Source organism: Nostoc sp., assembly GCF_036919575.1.
GTDB lineage: Bacteria > Cyanobacteriota > Cyanobacteriia > Cyanobacteriales > Nostocaceae > Nostoc.
On the sequence record NZ_JBALBY010000047.1, the window covers coordinates 68,301 to 88,166 of the forward strand.

The following is a 19,866-nucleotide window of genomic DNA, read 5'->3' on the forward strand; positions in this document are numbered from 1 at the left end:
ATTACGAATTATTTTAATCCTTTGGGGGAAATACAATTTTATGAGTACCTTCAGGAGTTGTAATTACTTTTCCTCCCAAAGCTTCGATTGCCCTAATTGCGCGTTTGCGACTTTTCTCATCAACTTGATTATTTAAAACTATTGCCCAGGTAGAAATTTGAGCATATTTACTGTTAGGATTTCGACTCAAAAATTCAGCAGTTCTTTGGGAAGTATTAGCTATCAACTGACTCTCTGCATCTGAAAAGTTATTAGCCCAGCTTGCCGCCGTTGCAAAAGATTGTTGGGCAGCTTTAGCATTGCCTAAAAATAATAACTCATCAACTCCTTTATAACGCCACACATAATAAGACTTTTCGGGAACCCAGGGAGATAGTGATTTTAAGCCTTTTTTTGACAATGCGATCGCGCGTTCTGGCATGGCAGCATACAATGAAGTACTGATAGAAAGACTCTGATACACTGCTAAAAATCGCGGGTCACGTTCTATAATTACTTCAAAATATTCTGGACTTAAACTATAACCTGTTTTATCCCGAACTTCATCATCTCCAAAATATTGTAAAAAATTGAGATATACCAAATCTGCGATGAAATTATCATAACCAAAACTAGGCATTTTTTGGAGAAAATTAAGATGGAGCTTTTCAGATTTTATTTCTTTTTCTAAAGTTTCTAAAGAGGCAGATTGTTTGCTATTTATCAGTTTTTGCAATTGGGGAAATTGAATCAAGCCAACTCCTAATATACATACACAAGCTACTAAAGGTGTAGCAAAAGCTTGACGCGATAACAACATACTTTTCTTGTTTTTCTCCGCATAGTTATATTATTGTATACATAGTGATATAGGAAAACTCGGCCAGCACTTGCGCGTTTACGCTTTGCTAGGTGAAATAGAAAACAGGTGGAGTAAAATAAACTGATTTACAGCAGTTTTCATGTATTTGAACCACATCTATCGTAGGGGCACAGCATTGCTGTGCCCCTACCCGCGTGGTCTATTTACCTGAAAATAGCTGTAAATCGTAGCATTATTTTATACTTGTATTATTTTTTGCTTTGAGATATACTTTAAGTTTATTTGTGTACAAGCAAGATATAATTTATACTTAATAAAACTAAACGCCCAAAAGCTAATTAAATTATTAAGTTTTTTTGACTTCAGTTACTTTTATTAAGTAAAAGCATTGAAAATTTTGACATCACCTATAATTGTATTTTGTTTAAACTATAACCTCCGAAATCTCATGGTGAATAATACTGTTAACGAAAACACAGAAAGCAATGGTCAAGCTAGCGAAAATGGAGAAAATAATAGTCAAATTAGCAAGCCAAGTAGTGAATTTAAAAGAAAAGTTAACAAGCTGAATACTAAGGGGGAAGGATTCAATATTGATGACGTTATTGATGCTATTAAAACAGCAATAGTTGAAGTTGTTGAGTTAGAAATCACCACTTGGGTTCCAGACTCGTCTACTCAGTTTGAAGAACTCCAAGGGCAACAAATTGCGAAGCCAGGTAATCGAATGTATACCATAATAAATCTAATTGATGGTGATATAAACAATGAAGTTGGTAGTCAGTTTGTTGGTAGCGGACCATATACAGAACTTCGTGAATTTCATCTAAGTCAAATCAAAGAAAGTCGGGAGATTATGCAAAAAAATATAGAAAGTTTGCAGAAGTTGTATGGATTTTTTATAGAAATTATCAAGTCTCGCAAAACTTTACAACAATCGCCATCGCGTCCATAGTAGTCGTTATTTATTAATAGTCACACTGAAATATCTACAGCATAGGAACCTGTCAAATAATTTTGGATTTTGGATTTTAGATTTTAGATTGACCCCAGCAATTAAGTCACTTGCTCTGTCATTTAATTTTAGATTTTGCGGAAAGTTGCTCTTGCGGCTCTGCCGACTTGAGTAAACTTTCCAAGACGGATTTTGAATCTTCAATCCAAAATTTAAAATCTAAAATTCGGTCAAACCGGGAGCATCCCAAATTTTGAATTTTACTATTATCCTGCCTGAAGATAGGAATAAGAGAATGAGGAAACGAACCGGACGAAACGAACCGCAAAGAACGCAAAGAGGAGGCAGCGCGTTGCGGGGGTTCCCCCCGTTGTAGCGACTGCCGTCGCAAAGGTAAGAGAGTTGTAAAGGGTTGTTGCATCAGTACCGTGAATTTTTCAAAAATTGGGATGCTCCTGTCAAACCCTATAGGTTAATTTGCTTTAAAGAAATTAAGGAAATTATTACTATGCCTAACGAAATTCAAGAACAAGCCACAGATTTGCTACAGAAAGTAGTCTCATCTGTACATGGATTAGTCGATGATATTACAGCTTTAGAAGTGAATACGATGGTTGTGGAGCAAATTACTGGCGCAAAGTTTAATGCTTGGCAAGGATATGAAGAGATTTATTCAATAAATGACAAAGACTATTTTGATGTCAAAGGAATTCCAAATCCAGACAATTTAACAGAACCAGAAAAAACTCAAGCTCAACAGCTACGCAAGCGTTATACAAGTCTATTTTCGCAACTTGAAAGAGAATATTTTTACATTCTTCTTGAAGAAAGTACTAAGACTAATCAGCCAGATCCCAGGATAATACAATATCACGAGCGTCTTAGATATAAAGTAGAACATCAAGCAAATATTGTTCAAGATGATCCGGTATACATAAAATTAGCTCAACCAATATTGCCTGCTCCAACTCCTGTTGCAGATAAACAAGATAATAATCAAAATAATTTACCACAAAGGTGGCAAGAGATTGAAAAACTTTTGAATAATGGTAAATTTATTCGTGCCCTGCGGAAATTATCTGAACTTAAAGCTGCACTTGATGGTGGTCATATTACCAGCCTAGATATTGATGTTATTTATGCTCAAACTGTTATGCAGTTAGATGGAGATATTATCAGTCGTTACCATAAAAAACTATTTGAATTACCTGAAGGTGATAGAGATTTAATCCTAAAAATACATAATGAAGGGATAGTTGCTGGAGAAAAACAGTGGCGTGGAACACTAGATTTTCTGATTGGTATTATACAAAGTCTCACCAAATTATCCCGATAATGAACGCTTATAAAACACACACAGATCATCAAGCTGATGTCCAACTCTCTTTCTTTGTGCAAATCCCTCAAGGCACTCCTATAGAACTTGAAATTAAGGTTGAGCCAGGACAGTATACTTTTTATCTAAATAAGGCAGTTTTAAAACAAATTGAGCAAGCGCAAAAAATAGGCTGCTCTCTGTACATTCCACCAAAATTACTAGCTTATCTTTGGTACTACAACTGCTTTAGCGATAATATTTGCTTTAGTAAAAATCCTGTGCAATATAATAAATTAGTAATTACTAAAAAAAAGTTTCAAATTTTTGACAATACTTTTATAGTAAGTTTTCTTAAATTATTGTGGACTAAATCATTACAAAATAAATCGACGTTACAGCATGGACTTACTTTTAATTTTTATTATCGAGAAGATTCATCAGCTTTATATTTTTGGAAAGAACAAGATATTGTTTTACAAAGTAATGTCTTATTTTATGGCGACATAATTCACAAAATCAGGAGTGATTTTATCCAAAATCCTGAGTGTTTAAATATTACTTATGTGCATTATTGGCTTATTGAACAAATACTAAACTATCTTCGGACTAATCTAAATCTGCTAGTTTGGGAGATAGCTTCGCTGTCTCCTGCTGGTTTTGTAGTTTACAATCTCTATCTAGCAAATGCAATGATATCAATATTTGCTTGGATAGGGTTAACTATATTATTTGCTACTACCCGCTATGTACTTGTTAATCAACTTCAAAGGCGTACTTCCATTAACTCTAAATTTATAAATAGGTTTATATGGACGCTGATTTGTCTTATCCCTAGCGTTGTTGTTGGTGCTACTAGTGGTTTTAGTAATGTTATTGCCTTATTATTGCCACTTTTGTCATTTATCGCCCCAGAACTTGCAGAGCGCATTTTAAGTTTTATCGGGCCGCGAGTTTGGAGACTTATCATCCGTCGGTTTCTGTCTTTATGACTATTTATAACTCTTTTTTAATAACTGCCAACATTGTTGTGCGATCGCCCAATCTTCTTGAGTATGAATAACTAATATCCGTACTGTTGAATCGGGTGTCGCAATATCCTCATCCACAGGTTGCTGCTGATTTTTCTCAAGGTCTATTTTCAGTCCGATAAATCCAAAGGCTTCACAGGCTGCTTGGCGAATTTCTGGAGAGTGTTCACCCACACCTGCTGTGAATACCAAAGTATCTAATCCGCCCAAACTAGTAAGCATTGCACCGATCGCAGAACGTAGGCGATGTACGTAGATATCCCACGCCAATTGAGCGCGGGAATTACCTTGAGCGATAGCAGCTTTCACCTCACGCATATCGCTAGATACACCTGAAATTCCCTTTAATCCAGAAGCTTTATTTAATACATGATCTAACCTTTCGACGGAGTAATTGCAGTATCGTAACAGATAAATCAGAATCCCCGGATCAACTGAACCAGAACGACTGCCCATCATCAATCCTTCTACAGGCGTGAATCCCATAGTGGTATCAATGCTGCGGCCGTTTTTAATCGCTGCTAAAGAGCAACCATTGCCCAGATGACAGGTAATTAACCGCTCAGGGGGAACATCTTGACCGAGAATTTGGGCAGCACGACCAGAACAGTATTGGTGACTGATACCATGAAACCCATAGCGACGAATACCTTCTTCCACCCACTCATAGGGTCCGGGATAGATTGCTGCTGCATCGGGTAGAGTGGTATGAAATCCGGTATCAAAGAGTGCTACTTGGGTGACATCTTTGAAGAGTTTTTCAATTGCTTCTATACCTTCTAAAGCGACTGGATTATGTTCGGGGGCAAGATTAGACAGACGTGCGATCGCCTTTTTGACATCCTCAGTAATTACCACACTATCTCGATAATCCTGTCCACCATGTACTATCCGATGCCCCACCACATCGATTTCTGACAACTGATCAATTACCTTGGTAGCACCATAAGTAAGTGTATGGAGCATATATGTGAGGTGTGCCTGTGGGGAATCAGCAGAGATTGATTCTTCCAGCGTTGCACCCGTAGCGGTTTTTACCTCAATTTCTGCCGCACCCCGATCTTGAGTCCAGTTGATTTTCCCTTCCCAAAGAGGTTGGGGTACTTCGGTGGGGAGAGCCTCATCTGCAATCTCGTACAGGCAACTCTTTTGGCTACTCGATCCGGCATTCAATACCAATATCTTCATATGACAATATAAAATAATTTGTAATTCGTAATTAAAAACATGAGCTGCTTTGATCATCTCACTAAATCTAGCCCTATGCTTCTAGCCTATGGGTATAATATGCAGGCTCATTTTGGGTCGCACCAAAGGTGTGCTTCCAGCGATCGCGTCCATCGCAGCAGTCACTTGTCTGCTGCTATCACAGAAAAGCGATCGCTTGCGCTTGTTCCAAAGGCGATCCCTCCACAGAACCTTGAAAACTGAATGCACTGTAAATGCCAGCGATGCATCCAATGAAGGAGGGAGTCTAAAGCTTAATGTTTCCTCTGCTCGCACTGTCCACTAAAGTCATCATAGGCACGCTGAATATCAGAGTTAGTTACCTTCCTGTCACCTTGACTTTCGGTTAACTCTTGTTCAACTCTTTGATAGCATTCGTCCCTTGTGTCTTTATAAGTACCAGACAAAGCCCCTATAATAGTGCATCCGCCAAACAAGAAAATTAAGAAGCCCCAAAATACTAACTTAAATTCTTTTTCTCTTTTCCGAGCCTCTTTTTTGAGTTCCTGAGATGCTTCTGCACTCATTGCTGGACTAAAATCAGGTATTTTTGGGGCTTCTGTATTAGTTAAGCTAAATCTTTCACTCCAGACTACGTGACTACCTTGTGATTGACGCGCGTATATCTTGACATGCCTAATAGATTCAAGGGCTAACGACATTAAACCCTTGCGAATTGTGCCAACTAACAACTCTTGGCTCGGTGCTTCTGGCGATTCTAGAATGACCTGCAAACAGTCATCTTTTTTGGTGACTTTAGCAATAATACGTTTTCCTTTTAAGAAGTTATTTATCAGTGCCGCGATCGCATTTGCGTCACCTTGTTTGGCCAGAGTCAGTATGCTTTGTGGATTCATTTTAACTATTTTTTCAACAGACTATGCTTAGAAAGCCTAAAAAGCGATCGCCCCGTCAGGAGAAAGCGATCGCTTTCAACCGATCTACTTGTAGTTGTTAAGGTCAGCAAGCTTTTGTTTGAACTTCTGTGCCTCATCACATTGAGAAGATCCCGGTTTAAGTTCACAAAGTAAGGACATAGTATTAAAACCATTCATATCAATCATTCTTTTGTTTAAAATTAACCTCTCGTTCCAAGCGACTTGGGCTTTAACAGTTACATATTGGCACTCACTTTTTTGCCGATATTTAACTATACAGTCCTTGTACTCTTGAGTTATTTGCTCAATCTCCTGTCCTTTTTGTTCTTCCAGAATTTGTAAATCCTCATAAGTCAAGTCTGAGCTAATGAGCGGTTGTTTACTAGGCGATAGCGAGGCGCGAGAATACACAAATACAGCACCGCACACTACCAAAATACTGGCAACAAACCAGACGTAACGCGGCCAGGGCTTAATTTTCATACTGCTATCCCCTAAAAAGAAGAGATAAAAACCCACCAAGGATTGACATGAGGATGATTGATCCGATAACGCCAAAAGCAATTTTTGCAGAAAGCTCTTTACTAAAATCGTTAAAGTCTTCTCTAAACTTGCTGAACTCTTGACGCAACGCTATAAGCTCATCGACGGCTGGGTTTATCTGCTTGGGCGGAACAGACTGCAAAGGTTTCTTCTGGGGATTATTCATGATGAAAGGAATGTGGTTGTATCTATCTAGCCCAAAATCAACTCACATCTATCACTTGCTGAGAATTTTTCACTCTTAGTTAACTTTTCAAAAACGGATGCAAAATACATCCGCATTCGGAAAGGTAACTTTCCACAAGAGCGATCGCTTTGTCATCACCAGGGCGATCACACTTACCCAGTAGTCAAAGTCAGAAAAAGTACTTTTGTCTTTGACTGCTGCTATCACAGAAAAGCGATCGCGCCAAACGTGAATACGATTTGCTGACGACACTTTGTATTCATGCCACCCACTCAGAGGGATAAAAACGGTGTACTGCTGCCTCATTATCATTAGCCATTTGTGGCATGAATGCCCTGTGAGATGACTTCAGCCATCGTTTCCTCTGCCTTGGGCTACAGAACCTTGAAAACTAAATATACGAGGTGAAATTGGAACCGACATCGGCACAGTTAAAAGCACTTTACCAAAGATGTGTAAGAGCAAGTAATTTGCTTCAGCCAATCAACCTAGTAAGGCTTGATAGCCGCACCAACCGAATAGTTATGTTAGTTGGAGAGACAATACAAATAGAGATACTTCCAAGTGGAGAGGTACTAATCGAATGACTACACCAAATTATGAATCATTGACAGAACAAGAGTTACGCGATTACGTGCAGCGCAATCCTCAAGATGAAGATGCTTTTCAGTATTATCTAAGCATTATTCGCTCTCGTCCTGGTGTGCTTTGCACAACAGATGAAGAAGCAGATACAGAAATGCAAAGGCGGGTTAATCAGCAAGCCAGTTAACAGCGATTAAATTCTTAAAAAAGCGTTGTGTTAACAGCACAACGCTTTTTTACCTTCGCGCCGGAGTATATCTTGTCCTCCTTGTCCATAGCAACTGCTATCACTAGAATGACTAGAAAAAACTCCAATAATCCCACAGGCGCTAAATAAGAAAATTAAGCCCCAAAATACCAAGCCAAGCTCTATTTCTCTTTTTCGAGCCTCTTTTTTGAGTTCCTGAGATGCTTCTGCACTCATTGATGGACTAAAATCGGGTATTCTTGGGGTTTCTCTAGTAGTTAAGCTTAAATCTTTCACTCCAGACTACGTGACTGCCTTCTGATTGATGCGCGTATATCTTGACGTGGCTAATAGATTTAGGAGCTAACGACATTAAACCCTTGCGAATAGTGTTAACCAACAACTCTTGGCTTGGTGCTTCTGGCGATTCGAGAATGACCTGTAAACAGTTATCTTTTTTGGTGACTTTAGCAATAATACGTTTTCCTTTTAAGGAGTTATTTATCAGTATCGCGATCGCATTTGCGTCACCTTGTTTCGCCAGAGTCAGTATGCTTTGTGAATCCATTTTAACTATTTCTCAACAGACTATACTTAGAAAGCCCAAAAAGCGATCGCTCACAGATTTTCTATGAACTCTTCCGGTGTAAGTTTCAGGTAGAGGAAATTCCTCTAAGTAAAGCTGCGTTGCCTCTCTCAAGCTAGCAATTGCCTGTTCGATTGTCTTTCCCTGATCAACCGTACCAACTTCGGGACACTCAGCTATATACATATCGTCCTCTTTATAAATGAGGACTGCAAAGCGGCGAGTTTTCATGGTACTCTATCCTCAACTCTTTTTATAGCAAGCATAGCATCACCCTTTCTCTATAAAGATTGCCGCTAATGAGGGGGTTGCTGCCTCATTAGCGGCGCATTTCCAGCCAGAAGACTTTGATATTCTTTTTCGGAGATGGGCTTAAATTTTGTCTAAGTTCCACTAGCAAAGAATTGGTAAATAACCAATATGTAATTAATTCTGTCTTGGTACTTAATCCTAAGCCACTTGCTTAAAATTCAGCCCTTCCAATTGATTCTGCTCTACTAAGTCCTTGAACTTTTGAGATACTAATATTCCGAATTGACATTCTGGGACTGCAAAAAAATGCTGATCTTGAATTAACTCTTCTTTAAAAGCATGCTTTCTTATCCTTAAAACTTTACCAGTTTCTTCAAATATAAACAAATCCGCCTTTGAACGATCGAGGCAATCAATAATATTAATTACTTTTAAAATATTAAAGTCACCTTCATTGCATTGCAATGGCAGCAGTTTAACGCTATCACCAATTAAAGGCTCTAAAATTTTCCAAGCCCTATTATTACAAGCAAAAGTCCATCCAGTAACTCCAAGGAAATCACCTCGTTTAGTACCGAATGATTCAATTCCCACTGGTAAAGGTATCCATTCACTCTTTTCTTCAATATCTTGATACATGGCAAAATTAAGAAACCTTGATAAAATGTCATGTGAATTTTCTTGATCCAGAGGATAGAAGCGATCATAATTATCGTAATCAGGAATAGGAATATAAATATTCATGTAAATCTATCTCCATTAATTTCTCATTCCGGCAAACCCTTTACCCGCATCAAATCCAATTCCCGTTCAAATATTTCATCAATTGGTAACATTTGACCATCAACAGTCATAAATTTGTGGTCTTTTGTTGCCCGAATCAATGAACCATCTTCCAAACAATATTCAAACACCTCTTGTTGTCCGCGATCGTGCCATTGTGCCACAGGTTGCGTATAAATATTTCCATTATTATCAACGCTGTACACAGTACATTCAATGCGTTTTTCGACAATTTCCCCAATCGGCAGCAATCCATATTCTACTGTCAAGATTTCCGTGTCATAGCTTAAACAATATTCAGCAAACTTTAACATTTGCTCAAATAATTCATCCGCAACTTTTTTCTGAACGCCATTTTTCGCTGCACCATCAACGAATTTTTCTCGCTGCTTTTGCATCTCAGAAACTTTCTTTTTACCCATCGCCCGGCGCAGCAAGTCAGCTTGTCCTAATGTATATCCAGCCATATCCTGAGCAATTTTCATGATTTGCTCTTGATAGACCATAATTCCATAAGTTTCGTCTAATATTGGTTCTAGAATGGTGTGTTGATAATCAATCTTTTCTCGCCCGTGTTTGCGGTTAATAAACTTCGGAATCAATCCCGCATCTAATGGCCCCGGTCGATAAAGTGCCAAAATTGAAGAAATATCTTCTATATTAGAAGGCTTCAAATCTCGAACTATCTGGCGCATCCCAGAAGATTCTAATTGAAATATCCCTTCTAACTCACCTGCTTCTAATAATTCATAAGTTTTTTGGACATCTTTTGGCAGGTTGCTATGTTCGCCTTTAGCTAATATCCTTTGGGCTTTTCTTTCCTGGCGGGGAATTTCATCAGGATCAACCCGATATCCTCTCGTTTCTTGAATTAAATCAACGGTTCTTTGAATCAGCGTCAGGTTCCGTAAACCCAGAAAATCCATTTTTAATAAACCCATTGATTCCAAGTCTTCCATGAAATACTGGGTAATTACAGAACCGTCATTATTCTTCTGTAGCGGGACAATTTCATCAAGTGGATCGGCAGAAATTACCACACCTGCTGCATGAACACCAAAAGTTTTGTTAGTTCCTTCAATTCGCATCGCCATATCAAGCCAATGGCGAACATGAGGTTCTTTATCATATTTCTCTTTAAACTGTGGTTCTGGGGTTTCCTTAGAAATCATCACCTTGAGTTTTGTTGGTTTCCCCCGCACTACAGGAATTAATTTCGCCATTTTGTCAGCTTCCCCGTAGGGAATATTTAATACTCTGGCGACATCTTTTAAAACTGCTTTAGAAGTTAGGCGGTTAAAAGTAATAATTTGGGCAACTCTATCTGCACCATATTTATCAGTTACATATTCAATAACTTTATCCCGTTGTTCAATACAGAAATCCGTATCAATATCAGGCATTGATTTACGTTCTGGGTTCAAGAAACGCTCAAATAGTAACCCATGATGCACAGGGTCAATGTTAGTAATTCGCATTGCATAAGCAACTAATGAACCAGCCGCCGAACCCCGACCGGGACCCACAGGAATGTTGTTATCTCTAGCAAATTTGATGTAGTCCCATACAACTAAAAAGTATTTGGAAAAACCCATCTGCTGAATCATTTTCAGTTCGTATTCCAATCTTTCTTTATAGACGGAATCGACTTCCTGGCGAGATTTACGATTTAACCGTTCTAAAAGTCCGTTCCATGCAACATCTTCGGCGTAAGTATCAGCAGTATGACCAGAGGGAATGGGGGGAGTAGGAATCTGAGGCTCACCCATAATATGGTAAGGCTCGACTTTATCGGCAACTTCTTCAGTGGTAGCGATCGCTTCGATAATCACATCATCCGGCAAGTGGTCACGAAATAGCTGCCGCATCTCCTCACCAGATTTGAGATACTCTGTGCCGCTATAACGCATCCGCTTATCTTCAGCAATTAATTTGCCAGTTTGAATACATAGCAAAGCGTCGTGTGCTTCTACGTCAAAACAGGAAATAAAATGCGAATCATTGGTAGCAATAATTTTAATCCCTAGCTCTCTAGCAATTTTGACTATTTCAACATTAACAATTCGGTCTTCCTGGGAACCGTGGTCTTGAATTTCTAAATAATAATCATCACCAAATACATCTTTATACCATTGAGCAACTTTCCGGGCTGCATCTGGTCTACCACTGAGAATCGCTTGGGGAATTTCTCCACCCAAACAAGCGCTAGTGACAATTAAGCCTTCATGATATTCTTTTAATAAATCTTTATTAATACAAGGACGAGAAAAAATTCCTTTACCTTGAACACCTTTGAGGTGAGAAATTGTGGTTAATTTGACTAAATTTTTGTAACCTTTGGTATTTTTAGCTAAAACAACTTGATGATATTTGGGGCGGCGTTCTTGTTTCTCGATATCGCCGTTAATTACATACATTTCATTGCCGATAATCGGCTTAATATTTTGACTACGGCAGATTTTGATCAATTCAACCGCGCCATACATGACACCATGATCGGTAAGGGCGATCGCTTTCATCCCCAGTGCGATCGCTCGATCCACCAACTCTGGTAGCTGACTAGCCCCGTCGAGTAGACTATAGTCACTGTGAATATGTAAAGGAACAAAGGACATAAGCAATTCAAAATTAAAAATCAAGAAATATAACTACCGCAAGCATTAGTGCTAATCAGGCGATCGCTAGGGGTCTACCCAGTCGCATACCCTTTCGAGCCGGATTTTGCAAAGCAACGGGATCTTAGATTAACTTGTTTCCGAAATTTTCACTTCCGAAAGTGAAGTTTTAATAGTTACAGCAGTTAACCAGTATCTAGCCAATGAGTCAAACAGAGAGCAATACTTCGCCTCAAACCAAAGCTAGCCCCTGGTGGCAGCGTATCCCTCTCACTTTACAAATTGTCATCGCCTTAGTAGCCGCAGTCAGCGTCGGAATTGCCCTTGGTGCGGGGAATCCCAATCCCAGCAATGCCGTCTTAATCAACAATTTAGCAATTCCGGCTGAATTGGTGTTAAAGGCTCTCCGTGCCTTGGCTACACCCCTGATTCTGGTAGCGGTGCTGCATACCTTGATGACTACCAATATCCCTGGTACAGCCGGACGGCGGCTGGCAGTGCTACTTTTAACTAATACTACCGTAGCTATTTTAGTGGGACTTTTGGTAGCAAATGTTCTGCATCCGGGAACTTGGGGCAATGTAGCCACCTCAACAACTACACAAATAACTCCTCAAAATCTTGACCCTTGGGGAATACTCAAAGATGCTGTACCGGAAGCTGTCCTCAAGCCATTAGTTGATAATAATGTCATCCAACTAATTGTGATTGCCCTGAGTTTTGGCATCATCCTGCGGGGATTAAAATCTGAACAAATCGCCCAAGGGAAAAAAGGATACCAGTCGATAGAGGATGTCATCGGGATTTTATTTGAAGCGGTAGTCGGTGTTCTCAACTGGGTAATTGCCTTAGTGCCTTTCGCAGTCTTTGGGATTGTTGCTAAAACCGTTGCTATGCAAGGATTTACACCGTTTAAATCTTTGGGTGCATTTATCCTGGCGGTGCTGTTAGCACTGCTATTGCAGGCGTGCTATTACTTAATTAGAGTAAAATTTGGTTCTTGGGTACACCCGCTAAAATTCCTCGCTGGCGGTTCTGATGCTTTTTTGACAGCTTTCTCAACTTCTTCCTCGGCGGCGGCAATGCCCGTAACCTTTGAGGTTTTGCAAACAAAAGTCGGTTTAAGGGAATCTTCTGCTGCTTTGGGCGCATTGGTAGGGGCAAATTTCAATAATGATGGTACTGCTCTTTATGAAGCAATGTCTGCGTTGTTTATTTCCCAACTGATTGGGCAACATCTAAATCTGGGACAGCAGTTAATTGTCATCCTGACCTCGATTTTTGCATCCGTAGGTGCGGCGAATATTCCCAATGCTGGACTGGTAACAATGACACTGGTGTTCACTTCTGTAGGCTTACCTACCCAGTACATCGCTTTGCTAGTTACTGTAGACTGGTTTCTAGATCGCTGCCGCACTGCGATTAATGTCATGGGAGACATGACTGTTAGTGCTTTACTTGACGGCAAAAAGCCCCGTTCTGTAGATGAGGCTTAGTTCGTCAGCTTTTCAGACATTTAACAAAGTTTAGGGGTTTAAGTAAAGAGCTTCTATCAAGCAGGGCGTTTTAATGCCTAAATCTAAATCCCCGTCACAAAACTTACTTGCGACTTGCGACTTGCGACTTGCGACTTGTTTTAATGCTGTTGAGGTCCTTTGGCATCACATTCTTTAGTCCAGCAGCGTTCTAGAAGTTGAAGATGCCAGATCAATGCAAACCGATGGGGATTCAATACCAATTTAGTATCGTGACTAAATAAGGGCTGGTTGAGATACTGCCAAAGGGGAAATTTAATCTTGGTGTGTTTTGGAGTCATAAGAACAACAAAATCTTATAAAAGTTTAGTGACAATACTTAACATTTTGTCTAGGAACTGCTTGATACTGTTTTTCTAGTTAAAGGCTACACTGTGTTTTTGCAATTGTCTTGGTGGCAATTGCGGAAGTTCAGAAAGTGAATTCATGTTGTTTCCGCTTTAATACTGAAATAAACCTCGGCATGAATTATGTCAGTAATTACAAACTGCTTAAATCACAAGTGTTTCGGCTTTTTAAGCATGCCATTCCAATATGTACTGTTGTTTCCTGCTGATAGACACTTGAAATTGAGAACTGCCCACCACAACGTTCGACGATTTTTTGGACAAGCTTTAAGCCCATGCCTGTGCCTTGCTGTTCGTAAGTTTTGCGTTCAAACTGCATGAAAGCACCGATTTTAGATATCTGTTCTTCTGTCATGCCCCGTCCGAAATCATGGACGGAGACATTGAGCATTCCTGCTACCAGCTGACTACTGATCTTAATTGCTGTCCCAGTCTGGGAGAATTTGAGCGCATTACCAATTAATTCATGGAGGATAATCCCTAGATATCGATCCGATATTGACACATCAGCCTCTTCAATTGCAAATATGAAATCGTTACTGCGATTAACACTTTGAGCATGAGATTGCAAAGCCGCTTCGATCGCTGCCATTGAAAAGTGAGTTGACTGAGGTTTGCTGTTTTGCTGCTGGTGCGTTGATAACTCTAGTTCTAAATAGATCAAAAATTGTTTGGTTAATTTTTCTAGGCGACGGACGGATTGATCTGCCATGCCTAAAAGTTCACGGATTTCGGCAGAATCCATGTTGTCAATATCTTCGATGAGTAGGCTGATGGTTCCGACAATGCCATTTAGTGGTGTATTTAATTCATGTGGTAAACTAGAAAGCAAGTTGCCGCGCAGTTCATTCAGTGAGCTTTCCAAGACTTTGATGGTACTTACTTGGATATTCGCTAAAGTTTGGATGTTGTCGTACTGTTGCTTAATTCTGAGCATTGACTGAATGCGTGCCCGCAATTCCACAGCATTCACGGGTTTACTAATGAAGTCGTCGGCACCTGATTTTAGGCAGCGAGCCAGGTCTTCTTTGGCGGTGAGAGCCGTAACCATGATGATCGGAACTGGCTGCCATTGCGGCATAGCTTTAATTCGCTGGCAAACTTCTATCCCATCCATTCCCGGCATCATCAGGTCTAGCAAAATCACGTCTGGCTGAAATAAGTTGAGAGATGCGATCGCCTCTTGACCACTGGCAGCATAGTGCAGCAGATAATTTTGCTTACTTAAGAGGGTTTCAATCACATCAAAATTATCGGGTTGATCGTCAATTACTAAAATAGAGGGCATATTTATAAGAAGAATTCAGAACTCAGGAGTCAGAATTCAGAATTGAATTCTGTACGAGTGGGTGATGAATATTGGTCAAAACCTCGCCCGAAGTCAAGCGAAAAAAATTAAAATATTCTCGCCTTAATACTCTATCCCTTGATGGGTAGAGTATTCACCAATTCTGAATTCTGTATTCTGACTCCTGCTTTAATTGTTAGCCTTTGTTGCAATTAAAAGCTGTTGGATAGTGGTGGTTAGTTGCTTGAGTTTCACGGGTTTAGTTAGGTACTCGTTGGCTCCTGCTTCTAAACAGCGATCGCGATCGCCGGTCATCGCTAACGCTGTCAAGGCAATGATCGGAATATCAATTAAGTTAGGATCGAGGCGAATCTGTCTCATTGCCTCTAAACCGTCCATTCCCGACATTTGGATATCCATCAAAATCAAGTCAGGCTGGTGAGTTGTGGCTAGGTCGATTGCTTCTTGACCATTTGTTGCTAACAGAATGCGATAGCCCTTGGCACCGAGGTAGCTAGAAACTGTACTGATATTGGCTTGGTTATCTTCTGCTAACAAGATCAGCAGGGCAGGGCTTTTGGTTTCGTTGACAGGAGGGAAATCCAGTTTGAGAGTAGCAGGGGGTTGATTACCTGCCGTCAATTCCGGCGACAAGAGAGAACCGGGAGTACATGGTAACTCAATCGTGAAGCAACTGCCCACATCCAGTTGACTAGTTAGCCCCACCCTACCGCCGTGGAGTTCGACAATTCGCTTCACCAATGCCAGTCCCAAGCCTGTACCCGGATATTGACGGTTCAGGGCGCTATCGATTTGGACGAAGGGCTGAAATAGTTGTTTGATATTCTCTGGCGAGATGCCGATGCCTGTATCGTTCACGGCAATTCGCAGGAAGTGTTGCTCTGAGGAATCGCTAGTGTCGGGGGAAAGTTCAGCAACTTCTAGGGTAATGCGTCCCCCCTCTGAGGTGAATTTGACCGCATTGTTAAGCAGGTTAATTAACACTTGCCGAATGCGGCGTTCATCCACGAGCAGGTCAGGTAGATTTAGCTGAAGTTTGATTTCAACCTTAATCCGTTTTTGGAATGCCTGCTGTTTAATAAACGCCAGACTGGATTGACATAGATCAGCCACTGAAGCTGAGGTGCAGTCTAGTTTAATCTGTCCGGCTTCAATTGTTGCCACATCGAGGATGTCGTTGATCAACTCCAGCAAATGAGAGCCGCTACCTTCAATGGTTTGCAAGGCTTTGACTTGTTGATCGTTGACGATACCAAAGACTTCCTCTTGTAGCCCTTCGGTCATGCCCAAAATGGCGTTGAGGGGGGTGCGAAGTTCGTGGCTCATGTTCGCCAGGAATTCGTCCTTGAGGCGGGTAGCGCGGGCGAGTTCTTGATTGCTCTCGGTTAACTTTGCCTCTGCCTGCTGTCCTTTTGCGAGTTCTTGCTGTAATTGCTCAAAAAGACTCGCTTGCTGAATGGCGATCGCCAACTGGTTGGCAATTTGTTGCAGGAGTTGCGCTTCGGAGTCTTTCCACACGCGTTTTTCTTGGCAGGCATGGACAACCAAAACCCCCCATAGTTTGTTATTTTCCCAGGGGGCAACCCAGCGATGGGTTTCGCTGCCTCGCACTTCTTGTAAAATCGGTGCGACAATTTTAGACTGGATTTGACCAATGATGGAGTATTCCACTAGGCAATCTGTCCAAATATCATTCATCACATCGGGGACAATCCGGGGTTTGCCCTGCCAGTAGCAATCGAGGATTTCTTCAGACCACACTTCGTCGTCCCAGTGGCGGTCTTTGAGGGCGGGAAACTCACCAGATAAGGCTTCTTCGACAATTTGACTTCTGCCGTCAGCAAAGACCCGGAAGACGATGACGCGATCGCTGTGCATCACGTCTTTCACCTGCTGAGTCACCGTTGCCAGGATCTCGTTGATATCTAGCGACTGGCGAATTTTTTGGATAATCGCTCCCAAGGCGTGTTGTCGTCGCAGTTCGAGGGCAATTCTCGCTTCGGCTTGCTGCCGCACCAAGAGTTCTGACTGAATTTGCTCGTAGAGATTCGCTTGTTGAATGGCGATCGCTAACTGGTTGGCAAGTTGTAGGGTAAAGTCAATTTCAGACTGCTGCCAATGGCGGGCTGTTGCACATTGATGGATGCACAGCAAGCCCCATAACTTATTACCGCAGAGGAACGGCATAATCAGATTGGCACGTACCTGAAACTGAGCCAGAATGTCAGTGTGGCAGCTTGTCATCCCACCGTTATAAATATCATCCACAACATAAGACCTACCCAAGGCATAGAGGGATGAATAGCTTTCGCCAAAGCAGTGATCGTGTACCCGAATCGCCAGCACTGAGGAAAACCCTTCTACAGCTGATTCAGCCACAAATTCGCCGTCATCAAAGTTGGATTCGGGATAAAATTTGAAAATAGCCACCCGATCGGCCTGAATCACTGAGCGGATTTCCTGACAAGCGATATCGAAAATGGTCTGGAGGTCTAGGGATTGACGAATCTTCTGGGTGATTTCTCGCAGCAGTTGTTCTCGTTCGACCTGTTGGCGAATGGTTTTCTCGGCTTGTTTGCGTAAGCGAAGCTCGTCGTAGACATCGCTAAGATTAAAATTGACCCCAATCATGCTCTGGGGATTGCCCTGAGCATCTCGCACCACCACCCCATAGGCTTTAATAAAGTGAATACTTCCATCGGGATGCACGACCCGAAACTCAGTATCGTATTCTGCCTGTCCTAAAACGGCTTGCTGGATCAATGCTTCGGCGGGGGTGCGGTCATCGGGATGTAGCCTGTTTGCCCAAATGTCGTAGACCACATCGGAATCAGATGGTTTGGTGAACCCATACAGTTCGTACATCCGCTCATCCCAAAGGATGGTGTTTTCTACAATGTCCCAGTCCCAACAGCCGATCCCCCCAGATTTGAAGGACAAGGCGAGGCGCTGCGATAGTTTATGGAGTTTGGCTTCAGATTGTTTGCGCTGGGTAATGTCCCGAAAGATTCCCCGCGTGGCGATCGGCTGTTCATCTTGAAACTGACAATTGATATTTCCCTCGACGATGATTTCTCTGCCATCTTTGGTCAGGAATCTGGTTTCGATATCTAAACTGAGTGCGCCAGTAAATAGGCTTTGAATCGCTGTCTGGAAATGCCCAAGGTCATCGGGATGGATAATTTGGAAAATGGACCACTGCTCCAGGTCGGCATCGTTGTATCCTAAGGTTTCTTTCCATGCCCGATTGACAAATAAAATCCGACCGTCGGGCGAAACGCTTTGGATTAAATCGGTGGCGTTCTCGAAGAGATCGCGCAGTTGAGCCTCTCGCGCTTGGAGTTCTTGAGTCCGTTGTTTTAGCCTCCCTTCCAAGTCCTGATTCAAGCGATGTAGTGCATTGTTTGCGACTTGACGCTGCAATTCGGCGGCTGCCAGACAGGTTTCTAGGTTCAAACCCAATGCCTGAAACTGGACAATATCTCGCTCGGTAACAATCCCCACCGGAATTTGCAGAGGTTCAGCTTGGCAGCTAGTTTGCACAATTATCACCGAACTAACTTCGTATTTTACCATGAGTTGAGCGATCGCTAGCATGGAAGTATCCGGCGTGGCGCAAATCACCTCACTCGTCATCACCTCAGACACCAGCCGTAACCGCAAAATATCTATCGGGCGGGAGATTTGCTGTAGACTTTCATCAGTCACCAGCCCCACCGGGCGATCCTGCTCATCCAGGATGGGTAAGTAGCGAATCTGATGCTGCTGGAGCAGATTAATCGCAAAAAATAAATCGATAAAAGCAGACTCGTGCAGGGTGATGACTGGATGTACCATCACCCCCCGAATCGCTAGATTCTCCAGAGAACGCTGCTGGGCACTGAGGCGCACCACGTCCCACTCTGTCAAAATACCTAGCAACCGCCCGTCTTCCACTACCAACACGCAGCTTGCTCGTGCTTCTAGATAGAGTTGATCCAGTTGCCCATCCGCAGTTTTAGTGGTATTATACATAGCCGGCACGTTGATCATTTGAGCGATCGCGTCCATCACCGTTGTATCCGGTTTAACTATCAGGGGATCGCGGGCGATCGCAAACTTCAGTTCTGATGGGGTGAGAGCCGTTGCGCGGTTAAACATTAATGATTAATGTAAAAGCATTTATTTTTTATTGTTCCCTTTAGTAATACACAAATTGCTTAAACCGCAAAATTATTAAACGTTGAGAGCCTTGGGGTTTTGGGGAGATTACAATAATCTGCCCAAAAAATCAAGATTTAGGTATCGACAAAAAAACTGGGATGGGCAAGATGCCCATCCCATAATTAAATTTGGCAATACTCTGCAATGCCAATGAAATACAATACTGCTCGGTTTTTGGTGCATAGTTATTTGAGATCCCCCTTAGTCCCCCTTAAAAAAGGGGAAAAATAAGGCATTTTTAGCCCCCCTTTTTAAGGGGGGTTGGGGGGATCGACTCAAAACCTACGCAGTATTGCAATAGACCTCTTGCAAAAGTCCCTAACACCCCACCCCCAGCCCCTCCCCGCCTGCGGGGAGGGGAGAATTTGACGTAAGTCAAAGGCGGGGTGGGGTTCTTTTTTTGATTTATGCAAGAAGTCTAATGAAATACTCTGCAATGCCAATGCAATACCCTGCAATGCCAATGCAATACCCTGCAATGCCAATGCAATACCCTGCAATGCCAATGCAATACCCTGCAATGCCA

At 41.7% G+C, this 19,866-nt stretch carries 21 protein-coding genes; 6 read left to right on the top strand and 15 right to left on the bottom strand.

The window, feature by feature from the left end:
• Positions 1–13: 13 nt before the first annotated feature.
• The gene (locus V7K27_RS14030) at positions 14–799 is read right to left on the bottom strand and encodes a hypothetical protein (protein ID WP_334948094.1); all 786 of its coding nucleotides are present in this window, start codon (positions 797–799) and stop codon (positions 14–16) included.
• A 451-nt stretch (positions 800–1,250) separates the two neighbouring features.
• Between V7K27_RS14030 and V7K27_RS14035 the strand changes: the two genes are divergently transcribed.
• The 3 genes from V7K27_RS14035 (at position 1,251) to V7K27_RS14045 (ending at position 4,064) form a co-directional block, all read left to right on the top strand.
• The gene (locus V7K27_RS14035) at positions 1,251–1,757 is read left to right on the top strand and encodes a hypothetical protein (RefSeq protein ID WP_334948096.1); all 507 of its coding nucleotides are present in this window, start codon (positions 1,251–1,253) and stop codon (positions 1,755–1,757) included.
• 508 nt (positions 1,758–2,265) lie between these two features.
• Complete coding sequence (locus V7K27_RS14040; protein WP_334948098.1) at positions 2,266–3,093, top strand: hypothetical protein; 828 nt, start codon at positions 2,266–2,268, stop codon at positions 3,091–3,093.
• Positions 3,093–4,064: a hypothetical protein gene (locus V7K27_RS14045; RefSeq protein ID WP_334948100.1), complete on the top strand. Its 972-nt coding sequence runs from the start codon at positions 3,093–3,095 to the stop codon at positions 4,062–4,064. Before V7K27_RS14040 ends, V7K27_RS14045 begins: the two co-directional genes overlap by 1 nt.
• Here the strand turns inward: V7K27_RS14045 and V7K27_RS14050 are convergent, their stop codons facing one another.
• The 6 genes from V7K27_RS14050 to V7K27_RS14075 form a co-directional block, all read right to left on the bottom strand.
• A complete protein-coding gene (locus V7K27_RS14050; RefSeq protein WP_334948101.1) occupies positions 4,065–5,291 on the bottom strand; it encodes an acetate kinase in 1,227 nt (408 codons plus the stop codon).
• Positions 5,292–5,372: 81 nt separating this feature from the next.
• On the bottom strand, positions 5,373–5,540 hold the full coding sequence (locus V7K27_RS14055) for a hypothetical protein (protein WP_334948103.1): 168 nt from the start codon (positions 5,538–5,540) through the stop codon (positions 5,373–5,375).
• A 44-nt stretch (positions 5,541–5,584) separates the two neighbouring features.
• Positions 5,585–6,187, bottom strand: coding sequence for a hypothetical protein (locus V7K27_RS14060; protein ID WP_334948105.1), 603 nt, complete (start codon positions 6,185–6,187; stop codon positions 5,585–5,587).
• Between the two features lie 84 nt (positions 6,188–6,271).
• Positions 6,272–6,691: a hypothetical protein gene (locus V7K27_RS14065; RefSeq protein WP_334948107.1), complete on the bottom strand. Its 420-nt coding sequence runs from the start codon at positions 6,689–6,691 to the stop codon at positions 6,272–6,274.
• 4 nt (positions 6,692–6,695) lie between these two features.
• Complete coding sequence (locus tag V7K27_RS14070) at positions 6,696–6,917, bottom strand: hypothetical protein (protein WP_334948109.1); 222 nt, start codon at positions 6,915–6,917, stop codon at positions 6,696–6,698.
• 87 nt (positions 6,918–7,004) lie between these two features.
• Complete coding sequence (locus V7K27_RS14075) at positions 7,005–7,244, bottom strand: hypothetical protein (protein WP_334948111.1); 240 nt, start codon at positions 7,242–7,244, stop codon at positions 7,005–7,007.
• A 104-nt stretch (positions 7,245–7,348) separates the two neighbouring features.
• On the opposite strand from V7K27_RS14075, the gene V7K27_RS36490 reads away from it, so the two are divergent.
• Together V7K27_RS36490 and V7K27_RS14080 are read left to right on the top strand one after the other, a co-directional pair.
• Positions 7,349–7,525: a DUF6888 family protein gene (locus V7K27_RS36490; RefSeq protein WP_442947617.1), complete on the top strand. Its 177-nt coding sequence runs from the start codon at positions 7,349–7,351 to the stop codon at positions 7,523–7,525.
• Positions 7,522–7,710 carry a DUF6887 family protein gene (locus tag V7K27_RS14080; RefSeq protein WP_334948113.1) on the top strand — a complete coding sequence of 63 codons (189 nt, stop codon included), beginning with the start codon at positions 7,522–7,524 and terminating at the stop codon, positions 7,708–7,710. The genes V7K27_RS36490 and V7K27_RS14080 overlap by 4 nt, the downstream gene beginning before the upstream one ends.
• 30 nt (positions 7,711–7,740) lie before the next feature.
• Here the strand turns inward: V7K27_RS14080 and V7K27_RS14085 are convergent, their stop codons facing one another.
• The 5 genes from V7K27_RS14085 to V7K27_RS14105 form a co-directional block, all read right to left on the bottom strand.
• The gene (locus V7K27_RS14085) at positions 7,741–7,947 is read right to left on the bottom strand and encodes a hypothetical protein (RefSeq protein WP_334948115.1); all 207 of its coding nucleotides are present in this window, start codon (positions 7,945–7,947) and stop codon (positions 7,741–7,743) included.
• Between the two features lie 34 nt (positions 7,948–7,981).
• Positions 7,982–8,278 (bottom strand): hypothetical protein, encoded by a 297-nt coding sequence (locus tag V7K27_RS14090; RefSeq protein ID WP_334948117.1) that lies wholly within the window; start codon positions 8,276–8,278, stop codon positions 7,982–7,984.
• Between the two features lie 12 nt (positions 8,279–8,290).
• Positions 8,291–8,527, bottom strand: a complete 237-nt coding sequence (locus tag V7K27_RS14095) for a type II toxin-antitoxin system HicB family antitoxin (protein WP_334948119.1) — start codon at positions 8,525–8,527, stop codon at positions 8,291–8,293.
• 219 nt (positions 8,528–8,746) lie between these two features.
• Positions 8,747–9,292 (bottom strand): imm11 family protein, encoded by a 546-nt coding sequence (locus V7K27_RS14100; RefSeq protein ID WP_334948121.1) that lies wholly within the window; start codon positions 9,290–9,292, stop codon positions 8,747–8,749.
• Between the two features lie 23 nt (positions 9,293–9,315).
• Positions 9,316–11,946: a DNA polymerase III subunit alpha gene (locus V7K27_RS14105; protein ID WP_334948123.1), complete on the bottom strand. Its 2,631-nt coding sequence runs from the start codon at positions 11,944–11,946 to the stop codon at positions 9,316–9,318.
• A gap of 203 nt (positions 11,947–12,149) precedes the next feature.
• Between V7K27_RS14105 and V7K27_RS14110 the strand changes: the two genes are divergently transcribed.
• Complete coding sequence (locus tag V7K27_RS14110) at positions 12,150–13,442, top strand: dicarboxylate/amino acid:cation symporter (RefSeq protein WP_334948125.1); 1,293 nt, start codon at positions 12,150–12,152, stop codon at positions 13,440–13,442.
• Between the two features lie 140 nt (positions 13,443–13,582).
• On the opposite strand, the gene V7K27_RS14115 is transcribed toward V7K27_RS14110, so the two are convergent.
• The 3 genes from V7K27_RS14115 to V7K27_RS14125 form a co-directional block, all read right to left on the bottom strand.
• Positions 13,583–13,762: a hypothetical protein gene (locus V7K27_RS14115; RefSeq protein WP_334948126.1), complete on the bottom strand. Its 180-nt coding sequence runs from the start codon at positions 13,760–13,762 to the stop codon at positions 13,583–13,585.
• Positions 13,763–13,961: 199 nt separating this feature from the next.
• A complete protein-coding gene (locus V7K27_RS14120; protein ID WP_334948128.1) occupies positions 13,962–15,116 on the bottom strand; it encodes a hybrid sensor histidine kinase/response regulator in 1,155 nt (384 codons plus the stop codon).
• A 189-nt stretch (positions 15,117–15,305) separates the two neighbouring features.
• On the bottom strand, positions 15,306–19,277 hold the full coding sequence (locus V7K27_RS14125) for a GAF domain-containing protein (RefSeq protein WP_334948130.1): 3,972 nt from the start codon (positions 19,275–19,277) through the stop codon (positions 15,306–15,308).
• Positions 19,278–19,866 lie beyond the last annotated feature (589 nt).

What these genes read in the sequence shown, in the direction of transcription:
- V7K27_RS14030 (WP_334948094.1), bottom strand. Translation starts at nt 799, where the DNA reads ATGTTGTTATCGCGTCAAGCTTTTGCTACACCTTTAGTAGCTTGTGTA.
- V7K27_RS14035 (WP_334948096.1), top strand. Translation starts at nt 1,251, where the DNA reads ATGGTGAATAATACTGTTAACGAAAACACAGAAAGCAATGGTCAAGCT.
- V7K27_RS14040 (WP_334948098.1), top strand. Translation starts at nt 2,266, where the DNA reads ATGCCTAACGAAATTCAAGAACAAGCCACAGATTTGCTACAGAAAGTA.
- V7K27_RS14045 (WP_334948100.1), top strand. Translation starts at nt 3,093, where the DNA reads ATGAACGCTTATAAAACACACACAGATCATCAAGCTGATGTCCAACTC.
- V7K27_RS14050 (WP_334948101.1), bottom strand. Translation starts at nt 5,291, where the DNA reads ATGAAGATATTGGTATTGAATGCCGGATCGAGTAGCCAAAAGAGTTGC.
- V7K27_RS14060 (WP_334948105.1), bottom strand. Translation starts at nt 6,187, where the DNA reads ATGAATCCACAAAGCATACTGACTCTGGCCAAACAAGGTGACGCAAAT.
- V7K27_RS14065 (WP_334948107.1), bottom strand. Translation starts at nt 6,691, where the DNA reads ATGAAAATTAAGCCCTGGCCGCGTTACGTCTGGTTTGTTGCCAGTATT.
- V7K27_RS14070 (WP_334948109.1), bottom strand. Translation starts at nt 6,917, where the DNA reads ATGAATAATCCCCAGAAGAAACCTTTGCAGTCTGTTCCGCCCAAGCAG.
- V7K27_RS14075 (WP_334948111.1), bottom strand. Translation starts at nt 7,244, where the DNA reads ATGAGGCAGCAGTACACCGTTTTTATCCCTCTGAGTGGGTGGCATGAA.
- V7K27_RS14080 (WP_334948113.1), top strand. Translation starts at nt 7,522, where the DNA reads ATGACTACACCAAATTATGAATCATTGACAGAACAAGAGTTACGCGAT.
- V7K27_RS14085 (WP_334948115.1), bottom strand. Translation starts at nt 7,947, where the DNA reads ATGAGTGCAGAAGCATCTCAGGAACTCAAAAAAGAGGCTCGAAAAAGA.
- V7K27_RS14090 (WP_334948117.1), bottom strand. Translation starts at nt 8,278, where the DNA reads ATGGATTCACAAAGCATACTGACTCTGGCGAAACAAGGTGACGCAAAT.
- V7K27_RS14095 (WP_334948119.1), bottom strand. Translation starts at nt 8,527, where the DNA reads ATGAAAACTCGCCGCTTTGCAGTCCTCATTTATAAAGAGGACGATATG.
- V7K27_RS14100 (WP_334948121.1), bottom strand. Translation starts at nt 9,292, where the DNA reads ATGAATATTTATATTCCTATTCCTGATTACGATAATTATGATCGCTTC.
- V7K27_RS14105 (WP_334948123.1), bottom strand. Translation starts at nt 11,946, where the DNA reads ATGTCCTTTGTTCCTTTACATATTCACAGTGACTATAGTCTACTCGAC.
- V7K27_RS14110 (WP_334948125.1), top strand. Translation starts at nt 12,150, where the DNA reads ATGAGTCAAACAGAGAGCAATACTTCGCCTCAAACCAAAGCTAGCCCC.
- V7K27_RS14115 (WP_334948126.1), bottom strand. Translation starts at nt 13,762, where the DNA reads ATGACTCCAAAACACACCAAGATTAAATTTCCCCTTTGGCAGTATCTC.
- V7K27_RS14120 (WP_334948128.1), bottom strand. Translation starts at nt 15,116, where the DNA reads ATGCCCTCTATTTTAGTAATTGACGATCAACCCGATAATTTTGATGTG.
- V7K27_RS14125 (WP_334948130.1), bottom strand. Translation starts at nt 19,277, where the DNA reads ATGTTTAACCGCGCAACGGCTCTCACCCCATCAGAACTGAAGTTTGCG.